Genomic DNA, 25,821 nt, shown 5'->3' with positions numbered 1-25,821 from the left:
AGTTTTATTTGAAAAAGATTCTATATTCACTTTCTATCATATTGTTTTTTGCATTTTTGGGACTTGTTCAAAACCTTTCTGCCGACGGTTGTTATCTTTGTTCCGTAAATAGTTCAGACGCTTGTAGGGATTATTGTAGATTTTCCGGATCCGATTCTTTCGATACCAGGAAACGTTGTGAAACTAAAGGATGTAAGATCACTGGAACCGCGGCCTGTCCGACCGCTTCCAATTATAAGGTTTGCTCAGTGAGATTGGATTCTAAGCCGGAAGATCTTTTGGCCCGTATGACCAGGCCGAAATAATTTATTTCATCCTACGGACGCCTTAAAGTTCTTCATCTACTCAAGCGTTGGACATTCCTCAGATTACTTCCCATCCTAATTTAAACTTCTTTCAGATACAAAGTAGGGCTTCTTTTCCACTCGTTCCTTAAGGCACCGAAATACATTCCTACCACTGCAATATTCAGAGAAATATAAAAGATACCTATTTCCAACCAAGGAACACTCGCTTGTATCTCAAATATGATCTCAGACATATAAGAAGAAACTCCCCAGACTAAAACAAAAGCTAAAGCGAAAGATAAATTAGCGAGAAGCAAGGATTCCACCAAAAAGTATTTTCGTAAGAATGTTTTGGTTCCACCTATGATTCGCAAAAGGGAGGTTTCTTCCAATCTTTCCTTTCTACTCAACTCCAAAGAAGAAAGTATCAATAATAGTGAAGATAAAACGATCAGTCCTGTCATCCAACGGATCGCAAAAGACATCTTTTCTAAAATTCCTAAAAAAGACTGAACTGCCTTTTCAGTGTCTACGATCGTAAGGTTCGGAAATTCATTCGATAATTCTTTTTGAAGAGAATATCTGGAATCGGAAGATTCCAACAAAAAAGAACTCAGATAAAACTTAGGAGCCTTTTCTAAGATCCCTTTTGAGAATAGGACCACAAAGTTCGGTCTCATGTCGGACCAGTTGACGGTCCTGAAATTTCGGATGGTTCCGGTAACTTCTACCCCGCCGATGGAGAAGGAAAGTTTATCTCCTAAATCCACTTTTAAATTTTTAGAAAATTCTTTTTCGACTGAGATCTGGTCTTCTTCTCCTTTTCTCCAAAAATCACCATCGGTGACTTTTTCAGTAGGATATAAATTCTCTCGATAAGATAAGAAATATTCTCTGGTCCTTGCCGTGGATCTCCAATCTCTTCTGAGTGCGGAAAGTTCCATATCTTCTTTTTTAACAAGCTCTCCGTTTACATGAGTGAGTCTTGCTCCGATTACAGGAGCAGTTAAAAGTTTTTCGACTTTATACTTTTCTGCCGTTTGTTGGAAACTTTCCAGTTGTTCTGGTCGTATATCCAATACGAACATATTGGGTCTTCTTTCCTTGTCTTTTGCGCCGCTATATTCTAATAGGCTATCACTCAGAAAAATACTAAGTAATAGAACGAAAACTGAAGAACCGAGTCCTACAGAAACCCATGAAAGCCCTGTTCTAGGTCTATCTAGTTTTCTTAATGCCATTCTTACACTTGCGGAAAACTCAGATCTTTGTAAAAGAAATCTAATCGCAAAACGAATTCCTAAAATTCCAAGATACACAACCACAGGCAGGAAGAGTAGGGTCGCACATAACATTAATCCTTTGATCCAATCTCCAGTTTCCCACCAAGCTAATGCGAAAAACAATCCGAAGACCGCTATAAATGAGATCGACTGTTTTAATTTTAGTTTTGGAACAGAAGAAAGTTCATTTGCAAAATCGGATTTAAGAGCATACATCGGGCTTAAGTTTCGAGTAGTGGAAAGACTTTCCCATGCGGAAACTAAGGGGACTACCCAAGCTAAAACGAATGCCCAGAAAAATGCTTTTAGATCCGGGATCAATTTTGGTTCGAAAAGGAATTCTTTATCCGCCATATTCGGGATTTGAGTTTGTAAAAAACTTCCGAATAAAAATCCTAATAAAGCGCCAATCGTGGATAATATTAGAAGTTCGGAAAGTACAAGGCCCAAAACTAAGTTCGGTCCTGCTCCTAAACATTTATAAACGGCGAATGTAGTGGATTTTGATCTTACGACCGCTCTGCTGGTGAGAAGGATAGAGATCCCTCCCAAGAAGAATGCACATAATGCCAATAAGGAAAAGAAATCCAACGTGTTGGTAAGGAATTTTTGGGATCCGGAGTTTGCTTCCGTGCTTTCGTATAAGATAAGATCGTTTTTAGCGAATTCTGAAAATTTACTTTTTTTGAAAACATTCGCATCCGTTCCGTTAGGAAGAAGGATGGGGACTTGGTAGCTGATCCGAGAGCCTCTTTGTTCTAATCCTGTTTCTGCTAAAGATTCTTTTTTTATAATGGAGCTTGGTGCCATGGAGAGAAAGTTTCCTGCCATTCCCGGCTCTTTTAAGATACTTCCTCTTAATACAAAGTTACTTTCCCCCAGTTGAACTTTAGAACCTATCTTAAGTTTTAAATTTTTGATCAGTCCGCTTTCTAGGAGTATCTCACCCGGTTTTAATTTGCGGAAAAGTCCTTTAGGTTCTGTTTCTAACTCTCCAAAATACGGATAATCACCTTGGATTGCCTTGATCAAAGATAAGCTAGAATCTTGTGAATTCGGGTTGCGAAGCATAGAAGGGAACTGCACTAATTCGGATAATTTGCTTCCTTTTGGCAATTCCTTCGAAAGAAACGCTGTTTGTTCAGAGGTTAGCGGAGAAGGGCTCGTAACCACAAGATCCGAACCCATAATGTTTTTGGCTTCTCTGATAATAGAAGAAGTAAATTGATCCCTATACGAATGGACTGCGAGAACTGCACCGGTTCCGATTGTGATCGCTAAGATAATCTGTAAGGAAGAAGTCTTTTTAGAAAAGATTTCTCTGAACATTACCCGTAGAAAGAATCTAATATTCATTTTTTCTTCCTAGATACTGTCTTCTTAGCGGCAGCTTTAGGTTTTGCACCGCTTAAGATGACCCCATCTCTCATTTCTAAGATCCTATCCGCCATCGAAGCAACCTTAGGATCATGAGTAACAACTAATAAAGTGGATTTACGGTCTCTATTCAATTGTTTCAGAAGAGACATGATATTCTCGCCATTCTTCTTATCTAGGTTTGCAGTGGGCTCATCCGCAAAAAGGAGTTTAGGGTCATGTATAAAAGAACGAGCTATCGCTACTCTTTGTTCTTCTCCACCTGAAAGTTGGCTTGGGAAGTTATGGGCTCTATGTGCGATGCCGACCTTCTCCAACCAATACATAGCTTTTTCATGTATCACTTTTTCCGAAAGGTTTGTCGTCAAAGCAAGAGGTAGGGAAACATTCTCTAAAGCGTTTAATGTCTTGATCAGTTGGAAATTTTGGAATACAAAACCTATTTGTTCTCCTCTGATCTTTGCTAATTCGTCCTCTGACTTATCAAATAAGGAGATCCCATCCAAAAGTACTGTTCCTGAATCAGCTTTATCTAATCCGGCTGAAACAGCGAGTAACGTAGACTTTCCTGAGCCGGATGGCCCAATCACAGCAACGAATTCACCGGACTTTACCTGGAATGAAACATCTTTTAATACGTTAAATGTTTGGTCTGCAACTGTGTAAGACTTGTTTAAGCCTGATATAGATAACAAATTATCACCTTCCTTTCGTTTTGACTGACCTAAACTCGGCACTTGACAGGAAATTAATTTTTACCTGAAAAAAACCGCACTTGAAAATCTATTCCAAATAAAACCGCGCTTAGAATTTTTTTCAAAAAAATTGCAGTCATTTTCACAAACTTCCAACCTAATTTTTTTTGACTCTAGAGTGAGCCGATTTTATAAAGTAACTCTCGACGTACGGAGAGAAGTTCCGAAAGCAAGAATCAATCTTCGGACTTATTTACACTCCGTAAATAAAAAGACAATCGATGGAATTTTCTGGGAGCAAAATGCAATTATTAGCAGTGACGGATTTGAACGAAGAAGAAGCGGAACTTACACAAGCGCAAAGTAAGCAATATACATGTAAAGGATGCGGTAAAGAAACACCGAATCTCTTTCAGTACGACCTCTGTCGAGATTGTTTGAACTTAACATTTCGTCGACTTATCAAGGTTATTGACTCAGTACGTAAATAAGTCAGATTCTTATCCAATATTTTTGTCCGTTTTCTAAGCAAGAGCTTAGAATTTTACTCCCAGAGAAAGCCGGTATCCCTCCGGCTTTCTTCATTTCGGACCCAAATCTAACTCTTTGGTTCCCTATAATTTAAAAACACTTCTTCTAGTAACAATTTATAATGCCTTTTTTCTTCTTAAAAAGAAAGAAAGGCCTTTTGTTCTAGATTTTCAGCTCTTTAATCGCCTTCCAGTATAACAAAAAAGAATTGGATTCTAGGCCGGAGGAAAAAACTTCACGGTATGGACTATCCGTTTCGGAAAATTGAATCAAAATGGCAAGATTATTGGGAAAAGAATTCTTCCTTTCGAACGGATCTACGCTCTTCTAAACCGAAGTTCTATTGTTTAGATATGTTCCCTTATCCCTCGGGTGCGGGATTGCATGTCGGTCACCCTGAAGGTTATACTGCCACAGACATTATTTCTCGTTATAAGAGAATGAAGGGTTTTGAAGTTTTGCATCCAATGGGTTGGGATGCATTCGGTCTCCCTGCAGAAAGATATGCAATGCAGACTGGAATCCATCCTGCTATTACTACAAAACAGAATGTGGACAATTTCAGAAGGCAGATCAAATTGATCGGTCTTTCCTATGATTGGGACAGGGAAATCTCGACCACAGACCCGAAATATTACAAATTTACCCAGTGGATCTTCCTAAAATTATACGATTCCTGGTATGATTTCCAGGCTTCTAAAGCAAAACCAATCTCTGAATTGATCCAAAGGCTCGAATCCAAGGGTTCAGAAGGATTTGAGGACCTCGAGACCTTCTCCGCTAAAGATTGGAAAGAATTTTCAAACGCAAAGAAAGAAACCATTCTTTCTGGATTTCGCTTAGTATATCAGGCAGAAATCCCGGTAAACTGGTGCCCAGGCCTTGGAACAGTTTTAGCAAATGAAGAAGTAGAAGAATGGGTTGGAAAGGGTTACGAAGTAGTTCGTAAACCGATGAGACAGTATATGATGCGTATCACTGCATACGCGGAAAGACTCTTAGAGGATCTGTCTTTGGTTTCTTGGCCGGGTTCCACTCTTGAAATGCAGAAAAACTGGATCGGAAAGAGTGAAGGTTTGGAGTTAATATTTCCTTTTGATCCTTCTTCTCCGCAAAACGGGATCAAAGTGTATACTACTCGTCCTGATACCGTATTTGGGGTAAGTTATATGGTGCTTGCTCCTGAACATCCTTTGGTGGACTCAATTACCACGAAAGAACAATGGGAGAAGGTACAGGAATACAAAAAGGTTTCCGCTTTAAAAAGTGATCTGGATAGAACTGAACTTTCTAAAGAGAAATCAGGTGTATTCACCGGAGCTTACGTACTAAACCCTGCAGATCCTTCTAAAAAGATCCCGGTATGGATTGGTGATTATGTTTTATACGGTTATGGAACCGGTGCTATCATGGCGGTGCCTGCTCATGACCAAAGAGACTACGAATTTGCAAAAGCTTTCGGGTTGGATATCCTACCTGTCATTGAAGGAGATCTTTCCCAAGGTGCTTTCGATTCTAAAGAATCGGTTTGTATCAATTCTTCTTCTTCCGAAGTTTCTATTAATGGTCTGAAATATAAGGAAGCATTCTCGAAAACTGCTGATTGGGCGGAGAAAAAAGGGATAGGAAGAAGAAAGACCCAATTCAAACTCAGAGATTGGTTATTTGCCCGCCAAAGATATTGGGGAGAACCTATTCCTTTGGTCCATTATCCTTCCGGAGTTACAAAGGTAATTCCGGAATCTGAACTTCCATTAGAACTTCCTAATTTATCAGAATTTAAACCTTCCGGAACAGGAGAATCTCCTCTTGCTTTAGCGGGAGATTGGTTGAAGCATAAAGATCCTGAAACGGGTGAGATCGGGACCAGAGAAACAAATACTATGCCTCAATGGGCAGGTTCTTGTTGGTATTATCTACGTTATATCGATCCGGAAAACCCGGACAAGTTTGTAGATCCGAATCTGGAAAAAGCTTGGATGCCTGTGGATCTATATGTGGGTGGAGCGGAACATGCAGTTCTTCACTTACTCTATTCACGCTTTTGGCATAAGGTATTATTCGATCTAGGTTATGTAACTACTCCTGAACCTTTCAAAAAATTGGTTCACCAAGGTTTGATCTTAGGTGAGGACAAAAGAAAAATGTCCAAGTCTTTAGGAAATGTGATCAATCCCGACGAGGTGGTTACGAATTTCGGAGCAGATAGTTTACGTCTTTTTGAAATGTTCATGGGACCGTTCGAAATGGTAAAACCTTGGAGCACAAGAGGTGTAGAAGGTGTATTCCGTTTCTTAAATCGTGTTTGGAGATTATATCATTCAGGTGCAGAAGAATCTTTCCGTTTGGAAGATATCGAACCGAATGAAGATGAATTGAAAATACTCCATAGAACCATCAAAAAAGTGGATGATGATATTAATAATTTCTCATTCAACACTGCCATTTCTCAGTTGATGATCTTTGTAAACGAGTTAACTCCAAGCCAACGTAGACCTCGTAAGATCCTGGAACCGTTCTTACTGTTGATCGCTCCATTTGCTCCTCACTTAGCGGAAGAACTTTGGTCTTTAGCGGGAAAATCAAATTCTTTAACTTACCATACTTTCCCAGGTTACGAGGAGAAGTATCTGACTGACGATGAGATAATGATCGTGGTACAGGTAAACGGAAAGTTAAGAGCAGAATTCAAGGCTGCAAAAGAGATTGCCGGGGACGAAGCGATCAAGATTGCAAAATCTTTGGATAAGGTACAAGTTTTCTTGGACGGAAAACAGATCCGAAAAGAGATCTATGTTCCTGGAAAACTGGTGAATCTAGTAGTTGGATAATGGGATCTGAACTTTTCTATAATCAAGAAGTTCAAAGATTAGATCGGAAATTATATCCTAGAAAAGAGATTATCAACAGGGTAATCGGATCCAAACAATTTATGGATCAAAACTTTCATACAAAGTTGGATCTGGATTCTGTTGTAGGAAAAACATTTTTATCCAAGTTCCATTATATCCGATTGTTTAAATCCTGTTACGGAATAACGCCTCACCAATATCTTATTTCCGTTCGATTGAAAAATGCAAAAGAATTACTTTTGAAAGATGTTTCGGTTTCAGATGTTTGTGAAGGAGTAGGTTTTGAAAGTCCTAGTTCTTTTGCAGGATTATTCAAAAAATTCACCGGTTTGAGTCCTTCTTCCTTTCGATCCAAATACAAAAAAGCAATTTTGGAGAAGTAAACCTTCTTCATAAAAATTGACCTAATTTCTGCAATATCCTTAAGATATGCAGAATGAAAATTACAGTAATGAGCGTGATGGTGGATGACCAAGAAAAGGCTCTTCAATTTTATACACAAGTTTTAGGGTTCGAAAAGAAAACTGATATTCCAATGGAAGAAGGTAGATGGCTCACTCTTGTTTCGCCTGAACAAAGAGATGGAGTGGAATTATTGTTAGAGCCTATGGGTTTCGCTCCGGCAAAACCGTTTCAAAAGGCTTTAAAGGAAGCAGGAATTCCTTGGACTTCTTTCGGTGTAGATGATGTAGAGAAAGAGTATGAAAGGCTGAATAAACTCGGAGTTGAGTTTACGATGAAACCGACACAAATGGGGCCTGTAAAACTCGCAGTCTTAAATGATACTTGTGGGAATCTGATCCAGATCGCGCAGTTTATTTAAGAAGAATAAACGCAAGTAGCCCGACTAGTAGAACTACTCCAACCAAAATCGCATAGTTGAGGGTATTATTACTTTCGGATTGTTTTGCACCCATACCTGCAGGGCGAGGAGCATTCGCAGCAGTTTTAGGTCTGGCAAGACGAACTGGTCTTTCTTCGAATGCTTGTAAAAGAACTCCTGCAGGACCTTTTGCAAAAATATGATATTCGTTTTTACCGGAAGCGATCGCTACGAAAGAACCGATTACGGGTTTTACGTTTCCATCTTTGTCCATAGCACCTAAAGTTTTGGCTAAAGCTTTTTCTTCGGGCGAAACGGAAGGAAGTTGTAGTAGGATCTTGTCTCCTTCGTTTAGATCATCGAAATCTATTCCGTTAACCGGGGATAAGATCGTTTTAGCTAATACAACTCTTCCAAAACCTTTTCGAATAGTTTCGATCTGGCGCATGACTGCGGCTTTTTCCGGATCTAAATTTTCTACAGGAGCAGCACCTTCAGCAGGTTCTTCTGGTGGTTTAGGAATGGATTGGATAATACCTGCAAAAAAACTTTTGCCTCTACATTTCAAACTAGATACGTATTCCACATCTGCTTGGACACGTATCATATTGATCTTCATAGTAGTCTTGATCTGATTCTCCAGCATATTCACTAGAGCTGCGGTATCATTACGATCCCACATTGGATAATATTGTTCTAATATTTGTTTTGTTAATTTAGTATGAAGAATTCTTCCTATCGCGTCGGACAGACCTGGATCGGGAGCTTCTTGTCTAGCTGCTTCAGCGATATCATGAGAGATCTGGCCGAAATCTTCGAAGGTTCTGATCTTTCTGATTACGGAAGAGTTGGAGAATAAGGAATATAATTCTAAAAATTCGTTTTTATATCTGGATAATAATCCTAAAACAACGCCGGCTTTGTTCTCTACATCGATCCTTAATTTTAGAAGATAGGCGTCTTTGATTTTTCCTTGGATAAGTTCGATCGCTTGCTCTTCGGTATGCACGGATTCCAAGGCAAGGTTCATTTGATTTGCCTGCTCTTGGAGTTTACTTGTCTGAGGATTCTGTTCCATATTGCTAAAGACCTAACTGAAGTAAGGAGAACTTTAGGTCATGTTAAGCCGCTAGCCTTTTCTTGTAACCATTTTTGGTATCTTTGCCTTCTGGGCACATAATTCTGATCCAAGGGGATTTCGACTCTAGCCACTGTTCTATTTTCGTCCTGGCGACTATAGATCGTAAACAAATGGCGGTCATAGCCGCTTTGGGCTACCAAAATTTCCACCATTGTGATACCCATACCTGCACCTTCCGTGGTATCACCATATTTCATATAGTATTCGAATAGATTGTCAAATTCTTTAGAATGAACGAACTTCTCTCGGATCCTTTTCTCTTCACGGACTGCGAGAGTGAAATTATTTTGTACGAATAGAATGATACGGTCCGAACTGAAGCTCAGAGTAACTTTAACAAATAGACCGTGCTCTTTCATTTTCCTACGATAGTAGGGAAATTTTCTACTGACTAGATTTTCCTTAAAAGACTCCATTCCTAGATCGTATTGGGAAGGGTCCGCGATATTCAGACCTAGTTCTTTAAATAGAACTCGTTTAATTGCTGCTTTGGTCGCATTTACGATCAGCTCTTTTGCGGAAGTAAATATAAGTTCGGTCAGATCCTCTCTTTTGTATTTAGAAAGGACGGTTTGGATGATATGTTTGAGCTTATTTTCGCCCCTGGTACTGAGGACGTAGGTAATGATAGAAATTGGCTCTTCTTTTTTTACGGCCGTCTCGACCTCGAAGAGGAATTCTTGAGGAAGTTCCTCGATTCCCTCGTACATTTGGATTCTCGATTATATGGACCCCGGCGGGCTTACGAGAAAAAAACGAAAAACGCCCAGGAAAAAAGAACGGGAATTTCCAGCGGAAAATGAAAAATTTTAACCTTTCAATTGTAGGAAACCGCTGATTTCGTCCATGACGGCTCCTACCTCAGGCTTACAGGATCGAATAACGTTAACCAATTTCTGATCGGTTCCCGGGATTTTTCCTTCATGGAATTTGAGTTTAAATTCTGTGAATTTTAAACCGTGAGCAGTAGAGATTACGACCACCTGATCACCTTTTGCTATAATTCCCTTGCCCATAAGTTTGTATAAAGCGGCAATTGCCACTCCCGTATGAGGGTCATTATATAATCCGAATAGATCGGTTTTGGCAGAAGCTTCTGAAAGTTCAGCTTCACTTGCTTGTTCCACAACCCCATTGAATTTTCTTAATGTACGAATTGCTTTTTGGACTGATACAGGATTTCCGATCTGTATTGCAGAAGCAAGAGTAGGCTTCGCATCAACTGGACTGAACTCTTCAAAGTTTTTCAGATAAGAAAGATAGAGAGGATTTGCATTCTCTGCCTGTGCCAAAACGATCCTAGGAAGTTTATCTATCAGTCCTAATTCTTTTGCCATCTCGAAACCTGCTCCGAGTGCGGATACGTTTCCTAAATTTCCTCCTGGAATAATGATCCAGTCAGGAACTTTCCATTCCAATTGTTGAACGATCTCAGGTGCGATTGTTTTTTGGCCTTCGATACGAAGACTGTTCATCGAGTTTGCAAGATAGATACCGGCTTCTTTGGTAACTTCTTTAACGATCTTCATACAACCGTCAAAGTCCGTTTCCAATGCGATTACTTTTGCGCCGTTTGAAACAGGTTGGATCAATTGTGCTTGGGAAACTTTTCCGGCAGGAAGGAAAATGATCGCAGGGATCCCGGCCTTAGCAGCATAAGAAGCAAGAGCCGCAGAAGTATCTCCGGAGCTTGCACAAGCTACTGCTTTGATCTTGGCTCCCTTATTCAACATATGTTTTACTTGAGAGAGAAGGACCGTCATGCCTAGGTCCTTAAAAGAACCTGTGTGGGAGATCCCACATTGTTTGATCCAGAGACCGCCTAGGCCGAAATGTTTTGTAAGTCTTTCAGAATTAAATAGATGAGAAAGACCTTCGCCCGAGCTTACTATCTCCGAGTCTTCTACATGAGGAAGAACCCATTCTCTTTTGTTCCAGATACCTGAACTGTTCGGAAATTTTACCGAACCCAATCTGGAATCGAATAGGTCCTTCCATTCCTTACCTGATTTTTCTTTAAGAGCTCCCATATCATGGGAAACCTGAAGAAGGCTTCCGCATTTACGACATTCGTATACGATATCATTCAGATCGTAAGTTGCTCCGCAAGAATCGTTGATACAGCGAAATTCCGCTTTCAACTTGGTGAAGGTAAGGCTCATACTTTAGATAGAATTTAGAATGTCCTTTTTTTTGGCATCAAATTCTTCCTGAGAAATCAGGCCCTGGTCCAACATACTCTTGAGTTTTGTGAGCCTCGCGGTTGCATCGTTCTGGTTGGAATTCCCACCGGCATTGTTTTGTCCCATCATACCGGCCATCATATTCCCCATATTCATTCCCATTCCGAGTCCCATACCTGCGGACATACCTTGGCCTGCGTTTCCACCTTCGTTCTTGGCTGCAGCTTCGCCTATATCCAACATTCTTTTTTGTTGGTACATTCCGCCCAGAGCATCGATCTCGAATTTCTCTGTGAGAATTTTCTGGATCTTTTGGAAATTCGGATCGTTCTGATCGAAATTGATGGATTGAACAAAAAAATCTAAAACTTCTATCCCGTACTTGGAGAAGTCGGGTTGGATCTTTGTCTTTCCTGCGGAAGAAGCTTCTTCTAAATGTTGGTTAAGACGAGTGATCGGTTCTCCGGATTTTAAAACGACTTCTGCCAAGAAATCGCTTAGTCTAGTGATGATCATTGGTCTTAAGAAACTATCCACCTCGTCTTGTGAATAAGCTCCTCTTGCACCGACTACTCCTACCGCAAATGCTTTGGAGTCCACGATCTTGATATTATAAGCACCGTTTGCTCTTACTCCAAGTGTGATCGTGTATTTAGGATCTTCTACTTGGATGGGCGCAGGAGTTCCCCATTTTAATTGGATAAGAGCCTTATTGACATAAACTACTTCTGCAGTAAAAGGAGTTTGGCCTCCGAAAGGAAGGTTCACTAAGTTTTCTAAGATAGGAACGTTTCCTGTTTTTAAAGTATGAGTTCCAGGTCCGAAAATATCCAGAGCCTTACCTTCTTTAAAAAAGATAGCTTCCTGGCTTTCGTTCACTACCAACTGTCCGAAGGTACTGATATCGTTACGGGGAAACTTCCATACGATCTCTCCCGGTTTTCCTTCGTATTTTATTACGTCTATTAATGCCATAAGAACTCCTTGGAAATATATTATTCACTACTCAACATTCGGCAAATCAAAAATTCGATTATCGTTTTAAGAAGACATCCTTTCTACTTTTTAAGGCGGAATCGAACTCATCCAATTCGGATCTAAAACTACTAACCCAGTCCCGGACTGTGTCTACTGAAACTTCCGGAGGGAAGTTCGGAGATTTTACTTTTGTGGATAATTCTTCTGCATGATGGATCAATGAATAATCCCATTCTGCCAAAGCTTCCAACTCTGATTCGGTCGCTTTGAAACCGGCACCTAATCCGTTTAAACCGTAACTTGCTCCAATAATTTCGTTTTTGAGCCTTTCTAAGACAGAAAGTAAGACCTCTGTAGAACCGATTAGGTCCATTCTTCTTTCTCGGACGAAATTTTCTTCGATCCTGCGAATAGGTTCCTTGAGAGAATCCAATTTTTTGGACAATTCATTTCGAGCCATCCTATCCGTTTCGTAATATTGATGGTTCTTTAAGACTTCTCCATAAAAAGGAAACGCAGAAAGAAAGGATAAGATCTTTCCTTTCTCCGCTTTGAATCTGGAAACATATTGTGAGATCGGGCTGTTAGAAGTCATGTACAGAAGAATGATCCGGATTTTCTTCGCAAGCAAGACAAATACTTCTCTTTTCGTATCATATCCATGAAATCGTAACTTGAGGTCTTTAGTTCTCCGGATTTATTTCTTGCTAGCAGATACCTGAATAGTTTTTAATTCAATTCAGGAAATAGAATCTCTTCATTATGAAATCCTATATACTGTCCATCTTTGCTTCTAAAAAAGGGGAAATAGAATCATTAAATGGAATCAGAGCAATCGGGATTTTGATGGTAATGACCAACCATCTTTGGGTTTTCTCACGGAAAGCAATGGGAGAAATGCCTTTTTGGTTATCTTGGTTTGCGGAAAACCAAACCACTATTGTGGATGTATTTTTTGTATTGGGAGGCTTTCTGAATTACGGAGGTATACTCCAATCTTATAAAAAAGAAAATAGTTTTCCTTATCGAAAGTTTATCATCAACCGTTCTTTACGAATACTTCCCGCTTATTACGTAGCATTAGCTTTTTCTTATTATTATTTTTATAAACAATCGGAAAACCTAAAACATATACAAAATCCTAGTCCGGACTTGCTTTGGCTGATAACGAAAGGGCAGAAGGCGCTGGATTATGTTTGGGCTGACGGTATCTTCTTATCCAACTTCTTTCCCAGAGTTTTGGATGTTGGTTGGTACATTTCCTTAGAGCAGCAGGTCTACTTTTTGATGGTAGTTTTGGGCCCTTTCTTCTTGTTCTCTAAGACTAGAAAAGTCAGAGTGATCATATTATCTATGATATATATTATCCCTTTCTTATCTAGATGTTATCTATATTCCAAAGGTCAAATGAATGCTGAGGCTCTCTTTTGGACCGAGAACAGATTCGATTCAATGATCGCCGGGATGCTTTTAGCGGAATATGTGGATTATAAACCGATAGGAGAAAGTTTAGGAAAACTTAAATATTCTATAATCGGAATCACTGCGATCGTGTTTATATTGATCTCTTATTCTTTCGATTGGGATCATATCATTCGATTGACTCTTGCTAATAATTTTTTCAATATCGCCTTGGCTTTAATTATCTTCCTGGCAATCCAGAAAGAAGGTATATTTAAAACTATCTTAGGATTACCTATCTTTCGCCCATTATCTAGGATAACATTTACGGTTTATCTTTGGAATATACCTTTGATGGGGGTTGCGACCGGATGGGCTCTCAGGGGAGAAACAATAATTACCTTGAGTGTGCTTCCTAAACTTTTTATCATCTGTTTTGGTTTTGCGATCTTGGTTTCTTGGCCGATTTTTTTACTGATAGAGCAACCTTTTATCTGGTGGAAAGAAAAACCGAAAGTTTTGGAAAATAAGAACGAGGCTAAGACTGTATAGTCTCGTCCAATAAATACGAAATAGTACAATGAAATTTGATTCAGATATAATCCGTTCGATCAGGCATTCCGTATTTCGTTGGATCAAACTTTCTTTTCCGATCTTATTTGCAATATTCTTCATATTATATTTTAGGATTTTTGTGATCCAATTCTACCTGATCAGCGGCACAAGTATGATGCCTAGTTATAAAGAAAACGATTGGGTCTTGGTCAAAAAGTGGGGTTTTCCTGCTCAGATCGGTCCTTGGGTTTTATATATTCTAGAGCCTGATGTAGATAGATTTGATGTATTAGTTTTGGATGGGATTGGAGCAGAACTAAGTTTAAAAAGAGTAGTAGGACTTCCCGGAGATTTTTTCAGATTTTCAGAAGGTAGAATTTTGATAAATGACTCTTCTTTAGAAGAACCCTTCTTGAATTCAGGCTATAAGACCCAAGCTCCTTCTGCATCTATTCTACCCGTGATCGGAGTCTCTGGAAATATAGGTATAGGAGACTCAGGTAGGATCCCACCGGGTTACGTTTTGGTCTTGGGAGATAACCGAGAATTCTCCACAGATTCCAGAAATTATGGCCTAATTCCTTTCAAAAAGTTGAGAGGGAAGGTAATCTCCAGCTTTTAAACCATTATTCCACCTCGGATTTCACTTGTACTAGAAAAGCTCTTTAATCATTCTGAAAAAGACCGAAATTTATAAAAGCGGCTCATTCATTGATGGATTATAACCTTCTCAATCGAAAAAGATTCACCATCTTATTCGTTCTACTATGTGTATTCTTCTCCGGGCTTTTAGTCAGAGTAGGTTATCTAGTATTTTTTAACGATAGAGAGATCGCATTCAAGAATGGAGAAAGGATCTTAAGAGGAGCTATCTATGATAGAAGAGGGATTGAATTGGCATTGTCCATTGATTCTTCTACCATCGGGATCTATCCTGGAAATGTTTATGATCCGAATTTCACTGCGGTTCAAATTTCTCCTTATCTAGATATTCCTCCCGAGAAGATAGAGTCGCTGATCAGAGAAAAAAGCAGATATTTTCTTTTGAAAAGGGAGATAGATGATACAACTGCAAGTCGTATCATGGAGATGGCCCTTCCTGGAGTGAGAAGGGAAAGGGAATTTAAAAGAGTTTATCCTCACGGAAGTTTAGCCGCAAGTCTTGTCGGCTTTACTGGGATGGACGATGATAAAGCTCTCTCCGGTCTAGAATATTATTATAATCAAGAATTGATGACACCTACTGAAGCAGATTCTGCAAGAGGTGCGAATGTACATTTGACTCTGGATGGACTTATCCAATTCAAATTAGAAAAATCTTTAGGAAAAAGATTCGAAGAAGCAGGAGCAAAAAGAGCAGTAGGACTTCTGATGGAGATCCATACCGGAAGAATATTGGCAATGGCCAGTTTTCCTTCTTTTGATCCGAACCGTTATTCATCTTTCGAAGAATATTCCCACACAAATTGGGCGATCCGGCATGTATATGAACCCGGATCGACCATGAAAATTTTCCTGGCAAGTATTCTTCTTAACGAAAACTTAATACACCCCAACGAAAAATTCGATTGTCCGGGATATGTGGATTATGGAAAGACAAGGATCAAGTGTACCCATGTTCACGGAAAAGTGAATCTCGAAGAGATATTACAATATTCATGTAATGCAGGAATTATCAAAGCGGCCGCAAAGATACCGAACGACGTACTTTATGAATATATGAAACGATTCCGTTTCGGAGATAGAGCCGGACTTCTACCGAACGAATCCGTCGGGTATATGCCTATCTTAAACAAATGGACTCCGACTACTCCGATGTTCATGGCGATCGGGCAAGGAATTTCAGTAACTCCGATCCAGTTAGTCGCATCTGCAGCTTCCATCGTAAACGGAGGAAGATTCATCACGCCTAGAGTAGTTTCCCATATCACTGATTCTTATGGAGAAGTCCTACAAGAATTCCAATCCGAAGAAACTCCGGTAGGTATCAAAGAATATTCCACCGAAAGATTATTGAAAGCAATGACTAGAGTTGTACAAGCCGGAACAGGAAAAAATGCGTACATACAAGAATATTCCATCGCAGGAAAAACAGGAACGGGACAAAAGGCAGTTTCCGGCCGAGGTTACCAAGATGGATTATGGTCCGCTTCCTTTTTGGGATTTTTCCCCGCAGACAAACCTAAAGTGGTCGGGTTAATCCTTTTTGACGAACCTAAAGGAGATAGCCATACTGGAGGAGGACTCGCAGCTCCAGTATTCAGGGAAGTGGTGGAGAATATTATACCGATCATAGAACAGGGAGAAAGAACGGTTAATGTTAATCTTCCTAAGTTGGAACGAAAACCTCTTACTGCAAAATCAGAACGTATACCTGATCTGGTTGGAAGAAGTAAAAGAGAAGTAGTGGAATTATTAGCTCCTTTGGGAGTTCCTTATAAACTTCACGGAAGCGGCTTCTGCTATGAACAAGATCCTTCTCCTGGTTCATCTTATGAAGGTAAAAGGATAAACGTATTCTTCCAATGAAAGAATTTAGGTCGGATTTACTTGAAAAAAATTTGGCCTCACTCCGCAGCTTCGCGCCGGAAGCCTCTGAGAGGATTGGATCTTCCCGGATCGATTTTGAGATTGTTCCTACAAAAACGGAAGATCCTAGTTTAAAGATCGGTAATGTCCTTTTGCATAGTTCTATGGATCCGCGTAAGGAAGCTGAAAGGCAACTTGTGGATCTGAAAAAAGGTGACGAAGAAAGAGCGTTTCTGTTTTTCGGAGCAGGTCTCGGTTATTCCATACAATATACATTAGGATTTGATAAAATAATATGCGTATGGATGGAACCTTTTCCGGAGATTATCAAGGCGGCATTTTCGCTTTTCGATTTTTCTCCCATGATCCTTTCCGGGAAGTTAAGGATATTTCTTCCTCCATACGAAGAATCCGCATTTTACGAAGGTTTTAAGGGGATCTCAGGTTATCCCGTAAGTTTTATTCCTCATAGAGGAAGTTTACAATGGAAGAAGGAAGAATACCAAGAACTTAGATTTTTAGCCGAGACATTCTTTCATAAAAAAGACGTAAACACTGCTACATTAACCAGATTCGAGAAGGTCTGGACCGGGAATTTTATCCGGAATCTTCCTGAACTTGTGGATATGCAGCCTATAAACGGATTATTCGATTTATGCAAATCTAAGGTGGATATAGTTGTTTGTGGTGCTGGGCCTTCTCTCTATCTATCCTTACAAGAACTGAAAGAATATAGAGAAAATTTTCTATTGATCGCAGTAGATACGGCACTTCTTATCCTACAAAAATCGGGAATAGATCCGGATCTTGTATTTAGTGTGGATCCTCAACCCTTAAATTCGAAATATCTAGAAGGATATTCCGGAAATACAAAATTTATATTCGATCCCACTACCTCCTATCATTCATTAAGAATGCCTTATATAGGTAAAAATCATTTTCTGACTTCTTCCCCTTTTCCCTGGATCAAACTTTTAGAGAATGCTTCCGAAAATGGGTTGGGGGCAGTGGATTTCGGAGGTTCCGTTTCTACAAATGCAGCTAGTCTTGCGGAGAAGATGGATGCGAGATCCATTTTACTTTTGGGGCAAGACCTTTCTTTTCCCGGTTCTCAGGCACATTGTAAAGGAGCGATCTTAGAAGAAAGATTGAATTTTTTGGAATCCAGAACCCAAAGAAGAGAGCATCATAATTATAAACAAATGACCGCTTTACCCCCTAAGTGGATCGAATCTGTGGAAGGGAAAAAACTTAGGACCAATGAGAAACTTCTAATCTTCAAAAAATGGTTCGAAGAAAGACAAAAAGATCGCCCTTGGGCCAATCTGGGAAAAGACGGAGCCAAGCTCGAAGGTATCAAGAATATTACATTTAAAGAATGGTTTCAACAAAATCCTTCGAATACAAAAGAGGTTTTTGAGATCAAAGAGAAGATCCTGGTCCTTCTATCTTCTAAGATCGACGGCAAAAAAGTATCGGAAGAATTAAACAAAATCCGCACCGAGTTAAAGGAATTCAGAGTACAAGTTTCTACAGGAGAAGTTCTTTCCGAAAAAATTTATGACCTCATCCAAAACGGGGAAAAGGATAAAGAGTCTATTCGAAAAGCATTACATGAGATTTCTGTAATAGACGATCGGATCAGTTCTAAAAAAGGACTCACAGAATTTTTAGGGATCAGCTTACAAAGAGTGATCTTAGCGATTACGGAAGGTTACGACACTGAACTTACATTAGAAGAGAAGAAGAATGAAAGACTTGCGGTCGCAAAAAAGAGTCTTCTACTTTATTCCGGATTAAAAAAGAGTACGGAAATGAATCTACAGCTGATCAGTAAGGCTGTGAGGCGTTTTTTAGTATAAAATTATATTTCGCCACTTTGTTTTAATTTTTGCACTAATTTGCGAGCAACATTACTCACTACCGTATCTACCGTATCGGAAAGAAGTATACTTTCGGCTATTTTTTCCGACCAAATAACTTTTCCGGTATCGGAATCCACACAACGGATGCTAAAATTTATTCTTCCTGAAACGTCGGTGGTTGCGGAAGTTATATTCAGATCTTCGACTAAAATTAACCGATCGGCTTGTAAAAGTTTTCCCAGTTTTGAATAATCACGTCCTTGCGTTATTCCGGTCAAGGAAAGCTGGATTTCATTTATAACTTGATCCAACCTTCTCCTTTCCAATATTGAAATTCCATATTTTATGAAATTCTTATTTAGTTCGGAATAAATGCTGGAAATAATCGGCTCATCTTTAACGGATTTTGAAGTGACGATTAGAGCGTGATTATACTCGTTCGTCGAAAAAAAGCGGGAAGCAAGTTCTTTCGATTCTCGAATGTCCTTGAATAGATCATATTCGAACTGAGCAAATACGACTCTCATGATCGAATAGGTTTTATCCGATGTAGAGTGATCGAATCTATCCGTAAACGTTGAAAGAATGGGACCCAATAGTATGGGAGCTAAACCGAAAATTATTCTATGGTTTACGGAATACTTGTATGTTCTTATAGTCTTATGTTTTTCCTGATCATACAATTCGAAAGAGACCGATCCGTAAGTCCTATAAATTGCAGGAAACGCTCCTATAGTGAAGAAAAAACCGATCATAGTCAATAATGGAGGTTTTACATCATCCACCATGGGAACGATCTTGATTTTTATATTAGAATTTGATGATATTAGGAACTTTTGGCTTTTTTGGAATTTTGAGATAATCTCCGTCGAAAGGTATCCGTCAAATTCATCTGTCGGAGTTTGATTCGATCCTTTGTCATGCAGCATTTTAATAACCTCTTCTTTTGTAGGAGGGTTAAAATCGAGTCTGACTGGAAGGATCTCTTTGTTTGAAGGAGTACTATGAAAAATGGATTTTGCCCCATAGATATCTCCTTCAATATTTACATGGTGAAGAAAGCAGGACGAAAAACAGAAAAGTATTAATAAGTAAAATAGGGATCTTCTCATTTTATCTGGGCACAATTTTCCAAAGTGAGGAAATAAGATCAGCTATGTTTTCTGCAAAGAGTAGATTCGGAGGTTAGCAAATGTGCATAACCTGTAAATAACCCCGCGCAAATCCGCCTTGCACAACGGATTTTATCCAAATCTTAGTAAAAATATGCTATAATGGCGTTTTATTGCGTAAGTAGACTAAAAATCCGCCTTTGAAACTTTTTTTCGTTTTTTGGTTGACTCTATTTGTGCTACGCACTATAAATGGATTGTGCGCCGCACAACGGTGCGCCAAGGAGCTAAAAATGGAAAAACAAATTCTAGATGTACTGAACGCAGGTCTTGGTTTGGTTAAAAGTGGACAAGAAGGTCTGGATAAAGCGAAAGCAGAATTTACTAAGAGTTTTGAACAACTCGCAGCTAAAGGCGCTTCCGACAATTCCGAAGCATCTGTTCGTGTTCGCGAGTTCGTAGACAAATTCTTAAACGAAGCTAAAGAATTATCTACTGCTGCTACTAAAACTTACGAAGATTCTCGCGCTAAGGCACTTGAAGTTTATAACCAGATTGCAGAAGAAGCTAAGAAATTAGTTCCTGCTGAACAAATCGAAGCTATCAAGGCAAAATTTAGCGAAGTTACTGAGACAGTTAAAAAGACTGCTGCTCCAACTAAAAAAACTGCTTAATCAAAGCCTTTTGAACCTCCATATCGGCGGGGGATTCCTCCCGCCGAAAATTTTTTCCTCTTCTTTCCCGAAAATAACTTCTATTTTTCATGTTACACTTTATTTGAATATAAAGTGAATCGAATTATAAAAGAAAAATATAGCTCCAGACCTTATTCTTCTAAGATTGTCCTTCTCTGCGCGAACTTACTTTTTTTATTTTCCTGTTATGGTCCAGGTGTTAGTAAAAGATACGTATGTGATTCCGAAAAAATACATAGCGACTCTCAATTTATATGTTCTTTATATTTGGTGTCCGACGAACCGACTGAAGAGCAAAATCGACAATTCTCGGAATGTATAATTTTGGCGACGACGTATGATGACCAAAAATGTGATAAGGAATCCGACTGGGAACCTTGGTGGTTATAATTTAAAGTTTACGGAAATCTTATCTATCTCCTACTAGATTCGTATTTTTTCGAAGAAAGCTAAAATATACTCCGTATCTCAGTATAAACTTCGAATAATCTTTCCACTCCGAGTTTTGTTTCTTCTTCGGAAGCATTTGAGAAATTCCAGCGTAAATGATTTCTTTCCGGTTTGCCTACGAAAAAGGAAGATCCTGGGACTGCAGCGAGTCCCTTTTCCAAACATTTTTGGAAAAGTAGATCCGTATTGATCTCTTGTGGGAATTCCAACCAATAGAACAGTCCTCCTTTAGAAATTTGTAAAGGAATGGAATCTCCAAAATTTTTCTGCAAACAATCAAATGTATGTTTTGATTTGTTTTGGTAGGTTTTCCGGATCAAAGATAGATGTTCTTCATATTTGGAAGAAGATACGAATCCATAAACTAATTCTTGGTTTAAACTAGGTGAATGTAGATCCATGGATTGTTTTTGTATGATCAGATCTTTTAGGATCTTTTTAGGTGCCTTGATCCATCCAACTCTCAATCCAGGTGCAAGTGTTTTTGAGAATGTTCCGATAGAGATTGTGTGATCCGGACCTAGTTCGCATAAAGAAGTCGGAAGTTGCTCCTCGAAGTACAATTCTCTATAAGCGGTATCTTCTAAGATCGGAACTCCATTCTCTAAGAGTAGTTTTGAGATAGAATTTCTGATCTCTAAAGAATAGGAATACGCAGAAGGATTTTGAAAATCAGGAATGCAGTAAAAAAATTTGGGTTTTCCGGAAGAAGTAGCCAGAGCATACTTTAATTCTTCCATATCCGGACCTTCTTCTCCATAATTGATCCCTAGGAAAGATGGTGCATAAGAAGAGAACACTTGGATGGCGCCTAAATAGCTTGGTCTCTCTAAAAGTATCGTGGAACCTTCTTCAATAAAATAACGACTGAGTAGATCCAACGCTTGTTGGGAACCCGAGGTCAAAAGAATTTCTTCTGCGGAAGAGCCGGGATAATATCGATCAGAGATCCAAGCACGTAAGTCGGAATGTCCCTGAGTGTCCGCGTATTGGAATAGTTTCGCTCCTTTTTTAGAAACGGAATTTTCGAAAATATTTCTTAAATCTTGGATAGGAAATAAAGAATCATCTGGAAGTCCGCCTGCGAATGAGATCATTCCCGGTGTATCGATCACTTTTAATATATCTCTGGTAACGGATGCAGGAGTTTTTTCAGCCCTTGCGGAAGGTCTGAAAATTTCGGATCCATTTTCTAGAATTAACTTGCCCATCTTCTTATTTGGTTTATACATTATATTGAGATTACCATACAGATACAGAAATCGATTTTATGACCAATACAGATAGACTTCTTACTAAATATTCTAAGATCGCAAATTCTTTAATAGGAAGGATTGAATCTGGAGAATTTCCTCCCGGTTCTAAATTACCTTCTCTTAGAAAAATCTGTTTATTTGAAGAGTGTAATCTTTCTACTGCTGTGGAGGCTTTTGGGATTCTCCAAGAAAGAGGTTTTATAAGCGGAAGAGAAAGATCCGGTTATTTTGTTCTTCCTAGGCCTGAACTTTATCCTAAATATAAATTAGAAAAACCCGTAAGAATTCCGAATCCTTCCGTTCCTGAAGAAGTAAGTTCTTTGATGTCCGAACTTGCGGACCCTGGGTTTATTCCTTTCGGTGCGGCAGTGCCTGATCCTCAGTTTTTGCCATATTCTTCTTTGCAGAAATCATATAAAAAATCCTTAAAGGATTCTCAGGTTTATAAATATTCCGATGCTGCCGGCATTTTAGAACTCAGGAAGAAGATCGCGATCCGTTCTTCCGGTAAAGAAAGAAGGATCCGTTCGGAAGAAGTGTTTATCACACTAGGTTGTTCGGAGGCTGCGTTTTTAGCACTTAGCCTTTCTGCAAAACCCGGTGATAAGGTAGCGGTAGAAAGTCCTCTTCACTTTGTTTTGTATCAAATCCTTTCCGAATTAAAACTAAAAGCGATCGAGATCCCGACGGATCCTATTACAGGGTTGGATCTTCAATCTTATATTTCCGTAATAAAGAAAGAGTCTCCTAAGTTCTTGATTACTATTCCTACTTTTTCGAATCCTACGGGAAGTCTTATGCCTTTGGAATCTAAAAAAGAACTTTTGAAAATTTCTTCTAAGTATGGTGTGAAAATTCTTGAGGACGATATTTACGGAGACTTGCAGCATAACGGAGGTATTCGTCCTTCTTCTTTATTATCTTTAGATACGGAAGGAATTGTGACTCAGGTTTCTTCACTTTCTAAATCAGTAAATCCAGGTCTTAGGATCGGTTGGATGATCAGTGATCAAACAAAAGTGGAGAATGCTAGACGACTTCGTTTGGCAGAGGCAATTTCTTTGCCTGCGATCCCTCAACTTGCTTCTTCTTATTTTATAGGGTCTCTCGCTCATGAAAGACATTTGAGAGAATTTAGACGAAGGTTGGGAGGTTTGGTACTTTCTTATGCGGATTCTTTTTTAGAATATTTTCCGAAAGGGACCAAAGTTGCCGTTCCGAAAGGAGGTTTTCTTCTTTGGATAGAACTTCCTAAAGGAAAAGATTCCAGAGTTCTTAGATTCCAAGCTGCTAAGAAGAAGATTAGTTTGGTCCCGGGAAATCTTTTCTCACTTTCAGGTAAGTATGTGAACAATTTCAGAATTAATGCAGGAGTTTTAATGGGCCCTAAGGTGATCTCCGCTATCCAGACTCTCGGAAAAATCGCAAAAGAAATTTAGATTGTGGGTCAGTACAGGCTTCCGGTATTGTCCTTTGAGAGCATGAACTTAGAAACAGAAATCCAACAACCTACCATTTTATGTGATCCTTCCGGTAAAGTGAATCGGAATGCGATCGGCTGGTCCAAAACTCCCTTACATAGATGTAATGTAAAAGGCCACTGGTTTCGTAAGAAAAAATGGAATTACTGGTGTTTTTACGACCAAAACTTTTTGGCTTCCTTTACTGTTTCGGATATTGATTACGCGGGTGTGATCTTTTGTTATTGGTTGGATAGAAGGACCGGAGAATTCCAGGAAGCAACTGTAATCACTCCTTTTGGCAAGGGAACTTTACTTGGGCAAACTGTTTCTAGCAATGCTCGTTACGAAGGTAAAGAAGGGTTTTTGGATTTCCAAATCGACGAAGATGGAAATTACAAGATCAAAGTGGATTTCCTAAAAGGAACAAACAAGTCGATCCAAGCCGATCTTATATTAGAAGTTCCTAATCAATGGGAAAGTTTAAATGTTGTGGTTCCTTGGGATCGAAATCGTTTTCAATTCACTCATAAATTATTCGGATTAGGCGCAAAAGGAAAAGTTACTACTGCCTCTAAATCTTATGAATTCCAACCTAAAACCTCTTTCGGAGTTCTGGATTATGGAAGAGGGGTCTGGCCTTATTTCAGTAAATGGAACTGGGCCTCTATGTCTTACCGTCCTGGTGGGAATGAAGTGTATGGAATGAACCTAGGTGGGGGCTGGACAGATGGAACAGGGACCACCGAAAATGCTCTTCTGATCAATGGTAGAATTTACAAAATTCCTTCCGTGATTGCTTTTGAATTCGATAAAAAAGATCCTAAAAAACCTTGGATGATCTATTCCAAGGAAAGTAAAGCAGTGGAACTTGTATTTACTCCTGATTTTCACAGAAAGGCATATTCTAATATGGGTTTAATTGCTTCTAAAGTGAATCAGATGATCGGAAGTTTTGACGGTGTTTTCCGGATCGGCAAAAGTGAATTTAGGATTGAAAGCGGACAGGGCTGGGCAGAAGATCATATCGCTCGCTGGTAGGTTAGAATGATCAAACTTTCCGAATATTCCACAGAACCTGACGAGGATATTTCCAAAGAGAAAGCGGAAGAACTTCGTCTCAAGGAATTGGAAAAGATAGAAGAACTGCAGATCCGTTTATTTGCAGGCAAAAAGAAATCACTTCTGATTATTCTGCAGGGTGTGGACGCGTCCGGAAAAGATGGGACCGTCAAAAAACTTTTCTCCGCTTTAAATCCTTTGGGTTGTACATGCAAGGCTTGGAAGGCCCCTACACAAGAAGAGTTGAGCCGTGACTTCTTATGGAGAATTCATAAAGAACTTCCCGGGAAGGGTTGGATCCAGATTTTCAATCGTTCTCATTACGAGGATATTCTGGTTCCTTTCGTTTACGAAAGTTTATCTAAGGATAGGCTGAAGGAAAGATTAGAGTTTATTGATTCTTTCGAGGAATTCGTATCCAAAGAAAACCATACTCATATCCTAAAATTTTTCTTACATATCTCCGAAGAAGAGCAGATTAAAAGGATAGAAGAGAGATTATCTAATCCTGAAAAGAATTGGAAGTTCGATCCAAGCGATCTAGAAGCTCATAAAAATTTTAAAAAGTATCTGAATGCCTATGAATGGATATTTTCCCATTCAAAGGATCGTTTTCCTTGGGTGATCGTTCCTTCCGACAAAAAATGGTATAGGGATTATCTGATTGCAAAGTCAGTTTGCAAGGAATTGGAAGATATGGATCTCAAATATCCGAAGCTGGAAGTCCAACCGGGCGAAATTTGACCCAGTTTTCTTTTTCAATTTTTTCTAAATTTTTGTAATTTAGGGGTTGACCTCTATAGTGCGGTGCAATACGAATGGATTGTGCGCTGCACCAAAAATGTGGCGGAAAAGGAGAGAAAAATGGAAAAACAACTGTTGGACATTCTTAATGCTGGAATCGGACTTTTGAAATCTGGACAAGAAGGATTAGACAAAGCGAAAGTGGATTTAGAAAAAACCTATGGAGAACTAGTAGCTAAAGGTGCTGCAGACAATTCTGAAGGTTCTGTAAAAATTCGCGAGTCTGTGGATAAACTTTTGAATGAAATCAAAGAAGTTTCCACTGTTGCTGGCAAAAACTACGAAGAAACTCGTGGTAAGATCGTTGAGAAGTACAACCAAATCTCCGAAGAGATCAAAAAACGCGTTCCAGAAGGACAATTAGAAGCTGTAAAAGCAAAATTGACTGAAGTAGCTGAAACAATCAAAGCTACTGCTAAAGGAAAAGTTTAATTTCCGATCGAGCGGGCGAAGGGAAACCTCGCCTGCTAATTTCTTCCCCT

24 protein-coding genes are annotated in these 25,821 nt (G+C 39.3%); 15 read left to right on the top strand and 9 right to left on the bottom strand.

The features are described from left to right. Positions 1-8: 8 nt before the first annotated feature. Positions 9-305 (top strand): hypothetical protein, encoded by a 297-nt coding sequence (locus EHO58_RS07235; RefSeq protein ID WP_135628171.1) that lies wholly within the window; start codon positions 9-11, stop codon positions 303-305. Between the two features lie 80 nt (positions 306-385). On the opposite strand, the gene EHO58_RS07230 is transcribed toward EHO58_RS07235, so the two are convergent. Both EHO58_RS07230 and EHO58_RS07225 read right to left on the bottom strand, forming a co-directional pair. Further along, a complete protein-coding gene (locus EHO58_RS07230; protein WP_135679488.1) occupies positions 386-2,926 on the bottom strand; it encodes an ABC transporter permease in 2,541 nt (846 codons plus the stop codon). Continuing rightward, a complete protein-coding gene (locus tag EHO58_RS07225; RefSeq protein ID WP_135679487.1) occupies positions 2,923-3,642 on the bottom strand; it encodes an ABC transporter ATP-binding protein in 720 nt (239 codons plus the stop codon). Before EHO58_RS07225 ends, EHO58_RS07230 begins: the two co-directional genes overlap by 4 nt. Positions 3,643-3,944: 302 nt before the next feature. On the opposite strand from EHO58_RS07225, the gene EHO58_RS07220 reads away from it, so the two are divergent. The 4 genes from EHO58_RS07220 to EHO58_RS07205 all read left to right on the top strand — a co-directional run bounded on the left by EHO58_RS07220 (position 3,945) and on the right by EHO58_RS07205 (position 7,848). Further along, on the top strand, positions 3,945-4,133 hold the full coding sequence (locus tag EHO58_RS07220; protein WP_423789901.1) for a PIN domain-containing protein: 189 nt from the start codon (positions 3,945-3,947) through the stop codon (positions 4,131-4,133). 282 nt (positions 4,134-4,415) lie between these two features. After that, positions 4,416-7,004, top strand: coding sequence for a leucine--tRNA ligase (gene leuS, locus EHO58_RS07215; RefSeq protein ID WP_135679486.1), 2,589 nt, complete (start codon positions 4,416-4,418; stop codon positions 7,002-7,004). Further along, the gene (locus EHO58_RS07210; RefSeq protein ID WP_135679485.1) at positions 7,004-7,408 is read left to right on the top strand and encodes a helix-turn-helix domain-containing protein; all 405 of its coding nucleotides are present in this window, start codon (positions 7,004-7,006) and stop codon (positions 7,406-7,408) included. The genes leuS and EHO58_RS07210 overlap by 1 nt, the downstream gene beginning before the upstream one ends. Positions 7,409-7,461: 53 nt before the next feature. After that, a complete protein-coding gene (locus tag EHO58_RS07205) occupies positions 7,462-7,848 on the top strand; it encodes a VOC family protein (protein WP_135679484.1) in 387 nt (128 codons plus the stop codon). On the opposite strand, the gene EHO58_RS07200 is transcribed toward EHO58_RS07205, so the two are convergent. The 5 genes from EHO58_RS07200 to EHO58_RS07180 all read right to left on the bottom strand — a co-directional run bounded on the left by EHO58_RS07200 (position 7,841) and on the right by EHO58_RS07180 (position 12,745). After that, complete coding sequence (locus EHO58_RS07200) at positions 7,841-8,926, bottom strand: LIC10486 family protein (RefSeq protein WP_135679483.1); 1,086 nt, start codon at positions 8,924-8,926, stop codon at positions 7,841-7,843. The two genes, EHO58_RS07205 and EHO58_RS07200, sit on opposite strands and share 8 nt — an antisense overlap. 38 nt (positions 8,927-8,964) lie before the next feature. After that, complete coding sequence (locus tag EHO58_RS07195; RefSeq protein ID WP_135628178.1) at positions 8,965-9,699, bottom strand: hypothetical protein; 735 nt, start codon at positions 9,697-9,699, stop codon at positions 8,965-8,967. Positions 9,700-9,798: 99 nt separating this feature from the next. Next, on the bottom strand, positions 9,799-11,151 hold the full coding sequence (thrC, locus tag EHO58_RS07190; RefSeq protein ID WP_135679482.1) for a threonine synthase: 1,353 nt from the start codon (positions 11,149-11,151) through the stop codon (positions 9,799-9,801). Positions 11,152-11,154: 3 nt separating this feature from the next. Further along, complete coding sequence (locus EHO58_RS07185) at positions 11,155-12,147, bottom strand: SPFH domain-containing protein (RefSeq protein WP_135679481.1); 993 nt, start codon at positions 12,145-12,147, stop codon at positions 11,155-11,157. A gap of 58 nt (positions 12,148-12,205) precedes the next feature. Continuing rightward, positions 12,206-12,745, bottom strand: coding sequence for an LIMLP_15305 family protein (locus EHO58_RS07180; protein ID WP_135628181.1), 540 nt, complete (start codon positions 12,743-12,745; stop codon positions 12,206-12,208). Between the two features lie 167 nt (positions 12,746-12,912). On the opposite strand from EHO58_RS07180, the gene EHO58_RS07175 reads away from it, so the two are divergent. The 4 genes from EHO58_RS07175 (at position 12,913) to EHO58_RS07160 (ending at position 18,497) form a co-directional block, all read left to right on the top strand. Continuing rightward, the gene (locus EHO58_RS07175) at positions 12,913-14,103 is read left to right on the top strand and encodes an acyltransferase family protein (protein ID WP_135679480.1); all 1,191 of its coding nucleotides are present in this window, start codon (positions 12,913-12,915) and stop codon (positions 14,101-14,103) included. Between the two features lie 28 nt (positions 14,104-14,131). Then, the gene (gene lepB / locus EHO58_RS07170; RefSeq protein ID WP_135628183.1) at positions 14,132-14,728 is read left to right on the top strand and encodes a signal peptidase I; all 597 of its coding nucleotides are present in this window, start codon (positions 14,132-14,134) and stop codon (positions 14,726-14,728) included. 92 nt (positions 14,729-14,820) lie between these two features. Further along, entirely contained in the window at positions 14,821-16,635 is a 1,815-nt protein-coding gene (locus EHO58_RS07165) for a penicillin-binding protein (RefSeq protein ID WP_135679479.1), read from the top strand. Continuing rightward, the gene (locus EHO58_RS07160; protein WP_135679478.1) at positions 16,632-18,497 is read left to right on the top strand and encodes a motility associated factor glycosyltransferase family protein; all 1,866 of its coding nucleotides are present in this window, start codon (positions 16,632-16,634) and stop codon (positions 18,495-18,497) included. The genes EHO58_RS07165 and EHO58_RS07160 overlap by 4 nt, the downstream gene beginning before the upstream one ends. Before the next feature lie 2 nt (positions 18,498-18,499). Here the strand turns inward: EHO58_RS07160 and EHO58_RS07155 are convergent, their stop codons facing one another. After that, positions 18,500-19,612 carry a hypothetical protein gene (locus EHO58_RS07155; protein WP_135679477.1) on the bottom strand — a complete coding sequence of 371 codons (1,113 nt, stop codon included), beginning with the start codon at positions 19,610-19,612 and terminating at the stop codon, positions 18,500-18,502. A gap of 293 nt (positions 19,613-19,905) precedes the next feature. On the opposite strand from EHO58_RS07155, the gene EHO58_RS07150 reads away from it, so the two are divergent. After that, complete coding sequence (locus EHO58_RS07150) at positions 19,906-20,286, top strand: phasin-related domain-containing protein (RefSeq protein WP_100708913.1); 381 nt, start codon at positions 19,906-19,908, stop codon at positions 20,284-20,286. A 114-nt stretch (positions 20,287-20,400) separates the two neighbouring features. Further along, the gene (locus EHO58_RS07145; protein WP_135679476.1) at positions 20,401-20,697 is read left to right on the top strand and encodes a hypothetical protein; all 297 of its coding nucleotides are present in this window, start codon (positions 20,401-20,403) and stop codon (positions 20,695-20,697) included. A 59-nt stretch (positions 20,698-20,756) separates the two neighbouring features. Here EHO58_RS07145 and EHO58_RS07140 read toward each other — a convergent pair whose 3' ends face one another. After that, complete coding sequence (locus EHO58_RS07140) at positions 20,757-21,968, bottom strand: aminotransferase-like domain-containing protein (protein WP_244241092.1); 1,212 nt, start codon at positions 21,966-21,968, stop codon at positions 20,757-20,759. A 59-nt stretch (positions 21,969-22,027) separates the two neighbouring features. Between EHO58_RS07140 and EHO58_RS07135 the strand changes: the two genes are divergently transcribed. From EHO58_RS07135 to EHO58_RS07120, 4 genes are all read left to right on the top strand, one after another. Continuing rightward, on the top strand, positions 22,028-23,452 hold the full coding sequence (locus EHO58_RS07135; RefSeq protein WP_135679474.1) for an aminotransferase-like domain-containing protein: 1,425 nt from the start codon (positions 22,028-22,030) through the stop codon (positions 23,450-23,452). Positions 23,453-23,494: 42 nt separating this feature from the next. Continuing rightward, on the top strand, positions 23,495-24,514 hold the full coding sequence (locus EHO58_RS07130; protein ID WP_135679473.1) for a DUF2804 domain-containing protein: 1,020 nt from the start codon (positions 23,495-23,497) through the stop codon (positions 24,512-24,514). Between the two features lie 6 nt (positions 24,515-24,520). Beyond that, positions 24,521-25,279: a PPK2 family polyphosphate kinase gene (locus EHO58_RS07125; protein WP_135679472.1), complete on the top strand. Its 759-nt coding sequence runs from the start codon at positions 24,521-24,523 to the stop codon at positions 25,277-25,279. 120 nt (positions 25,280-25,399) lie between these two features. Then, positions 25,400-25,771 carry a phasin-related domain-containing protein gene (locus tag EHO58_RS07120; RefSeq protein WP_135628191.1) on the top strand — a complete coding sequence of 124 codons (372 nt, stop codon included), beginning with the start codon at positions 25,400-25,402 and terminating at the stop codon, positions 25,769-25,771. Positions 25,772-25,821: the final 50 nt, after the last annotated feature.

Source organism: Leptospira selangorensis, from assembly GCF_004769405.1.
Classification (GTDB): Bacteria; Spirochaetota; Leptospiria; order Leptospirales; family Leptospiraceae; genus Leptospira_B; species Leptospira_B selangorensis.
This window is presented reverse-complemented; position numbering and strand designations above follow the sequence as displayed.